3 protein-coding genes are annotated in these 2,868 nt (G+C 71.8%); 1 reads left to right on the top strand and 2 read right to left on the bottom strand.

Features of this window, described 5'->3' with window-relative positions; translation table 11 throughout:
• The coding region (locus tag CCN72_RS20445; protein WP_086808773.1) for a gamma-glutamyl-gamma-aminobutyrate hydrolase family protein at positions 1–663 on the bottom strand (663 nt) is incomplete at its 3' end.
• 45 nt (positions 664–708) lie between these two features.
• A complete protein-coding gene (locus CCN72_RS20440; RefSeq protein ID WP_086808772.1) occupies positions 709–1,446 on the bottom strand; it encodes a FadR/GntR family transcriptional regulator in 738 nt (245 codons plus the stop codon).
• Positions 1,447–1,541: 95 nt separating this feature from the next.
• Between CCN72_RS20440 and CCN72_RS20435 the strand changes: the two genes are divergently transcribed.
• Positions 1,542–2,868 (top strand): glutamine synthetase family protein (locus CCN72_RS20435; protein WP_107430133.1); only part of this gene is annotated, 1,327 nt, incomplete at its 3' end.

The following is a 2,868-nucleotide window of genomic DNA, read 5'->3' as shown; positions in this document are numbered from 1 at the left end:
CTCCATGACCCGCAGGTCCTCCCCCATCTCCGGATGCCACTGCACCCCCAGCACCCACCCCCGCCCGGCCGGTAGTTCCAGTGCCTCGACCGTGCCGTCCTCCGCATGCGCCGACGGCACCAGATCGCGGCCGAGGCGGGAGACCGACTGGTGGTGGTACGTGGGGACCGACACCCCCTCGGGGGCGAGGGAGGCGTACAACGTGCCCGGTACCGGCTTGACCGGGTGCGTGCCGAAGGTGCCCACCACCTCCGCGTGCCCCTCCAGGTGCTGGACCAGCGTCCCGCCGAGCGCCACGTTCAGCAGCTGCATGCCCCGGCAGATACCCAGCAGCGGCGTGCCGGAGGCCAACGCGGCGTGGATCAGGGCGAGTTCCCAGGCGTCGCGGGCCGGGGCCGGCGGCCCGGTGCGGGGGTCGCGGTCGGCGCCGTAGTGCACCGGGTCCACGTCCGGGCCGCCCGCGACGACCAGACCGTCCAGCCGGGCGACCGCCGCCGCGGCGAGCGAGGGGTCGTCCGGCGGCAGCATGCACGCGAGCCCCCCGGCCCGCTGGACCAGTCGCGGATACGCGGCCGGCAGCAGCGCGGCCGCCAGCTCCCAGACCCCCCAGCGCGTCCCGGCCTCCAGATACGTGCTCACACCGATCAGCGGTCGTCCGTCCACGCCAGCCTCCCAAAAGGTATATGAGAATACCTTTGCAGAATCCGCTTACGTCAGGAAGCCCCGCAGCAGCGCCGCCGTGCCCGCGCAGTGCTCCCGCATCATCTCCCGCGCGCCGTCGGCGTCCCCGTCGAGCACCGCCTCCACCAGCGCGGTGTGCTGCCGCTGGGAGTGCTCCAGATTGCGCACCAGCAGCGGGATGCAGTCCAGCAGCTCGTTGACCTGCGCCCGCACCGCCGCGTACTGGGCGGTCAGTGAGGGGGAGCCGCACAGCTCGGCCAGGGTCAGATGCAGCAGGGTGTCCAGGCGCCGGTAGTCGGCCAGCGGCGCCTCGTGCGTCTCGATCAGCGCCTCCCGCAGCAGCCCGGCCTGCTCGCCGGTCAGTCCGTGCGCCGCGCACAGCCCGGCCGCGCCCACCTCCAGCACCTCCCGGAACCGCAGCACGTCCTCGACGTCGACCGCCGCGATCCGCCGCCGCAGCTCGTCCTCGCCACCGGCGTCCGCGCGGGGCAGCACGAACGTTCCGCCGTACCGCCCGCGCCGCGCCTCCACCAGGCCCTGGTCCTGGAGCACCTTCAGCACCTCGCGCAGCGTCACCCGGCTGATCCCCAGCCGCTCCGCAAGCTCCCGCTCCGCCGGCAGCCGTTCGCCGCCCGGCACCAGGCCGAGCCGCACCACCTGGAGGATCTGCTCCAGGGCCTCCTCGAAGCCGTTGCCCGCCCGCACCGGCCGCAGCACCGGGGCGAGCCGGTCGCCCACCCCGTGCCACTCCGTATGAGACGACATCCGCCGTACCCCCTTCCCAAGCAATGGTTCTTGGCAATACCTTATGGCTCCCGGCCCGGCCGAAGAAGCGCGAAGGCGCCCAAGGAGGCTTTTCCGTGGCAGACCGCACAGCCCCGCTCCCCATCGAGGAACTCCGTGCCCTCGTGGAAAGCGGTGAGATCGACACTGTCGTCCTGGCGTTCCCCGATATGCAAGGGCGCCTCCAGGGCAAGCGGTTCGCCGCCCGGTTCTTCCTCGACGAGGTACTGGAACACGGCACCGAGGGCTGCAACTACCTGCTCGCCGTCGACACCGAGATGAACACGGTCGACGGCTACGCGATGTCCTCCTGGGAGCGCGGCTACGGCGACTTCGCCATGCGCCCCGACCCCGTCACCCTGCGCCGCATCCCCTGGCACCCCGGCACCGCTCTGCTCGTCGCCGACCTCGCCTGGAGTGACGGCGCCCCGGTCGTCGCCGCCCCCCGGCAGATCCTGCGCCGCCAGCTCGACCGGCTCGCCGAACTCGGCTACACCGCCCAGGTCGGCACCGAGCTGGAGTTCATCGTCTTCAAGGACAGCTACGAACAGGCGTGGGACGCGGGATACCGGGGGCTGACCCCGGCCAACCAGTACAACATCGACTACTCCATCCTCGGCACCGGCCGTATCGAGCCCCTGCTGCGCCGGCTGCGCAACGACATGGCGGGCGCCGGACTCACCGTCGAGTCCGCCAAGGGCGAGTGCAATCCCGGGCAGCACGAGATCGTCTTCCGCTACGACGAGGCGCTCACCACCTGCGACCAGCACGCCCTGTACAAGACCGGCGCCAAGGAGATCGCCGCCCAGGAGGGCGTCTCGATCACCTTCATGGCCAAGTACAACGAGCGCGAGGGCAACTCCTGCCACATCCACCTCTCGCTCACCGACGCCGACGGCGCCAACGTGATGGCGGGCCCCGACGGGATGTCCGAGGTGATGCGGCACTTCCTCGCCGGACAACTCGCCGCCCTGCGCGACTTCTCCCTGCTCTACGCCCCCAACATCAACTCCTACAAGCGGTTCCAGCCCGGCTCCTTCGCCCCCACCGCCGTCGCCTGGGGCCACGACAACCGCACCTGCGCCCTGCGGGTGGTCGGCCACGGCCGCTCCACCCGCTTCGAGAACCGCCTGCCGGGCGGCGACGTCAACCCCTACCTCGCCGTCGCCGGACTGGTGGCCGCGGGCCTGTACGGCATCGAGCAGCGGCTCGAACTCCCCGAGCCCTGCCCCGGCAACGCCTACACCGCGGGCTTCGCGCACGTCCCCACCTCCCTGCGCGAGGCCGCCGAGCTGTGGGAGAACAGCCCGATCGCCAAGGCCGCCTTCGGCGACGAGGTCGTGGCCCACTACAGCAACATGGCCCGCGTCGAGCTGGACGCCTTCGACGCGGGCCATGTTGCTG

This window comes from Streptomyces murinus (genome assembly GCF_002154555.1).
Lineage (GTDB): Bacteria > Actinomycetota > Actinomycetes > Streptomycetales > Streptomycetaceae > Streptomyces > Streptomyces murinus.
This window is presented reverse-complemented; position numbering and strand designations above follow the sequence as displayed.

What these genes read in the sequence shown, in the direction of transcription:
- CCN72_RS20440 (WP_086808772.1), bottom strand. Translation starts at nt 1,446, where the DNA reads ATGTCGTCTCATACGGAGTGGCACGGGGTGGGCGACCGGCTCGCCCCG.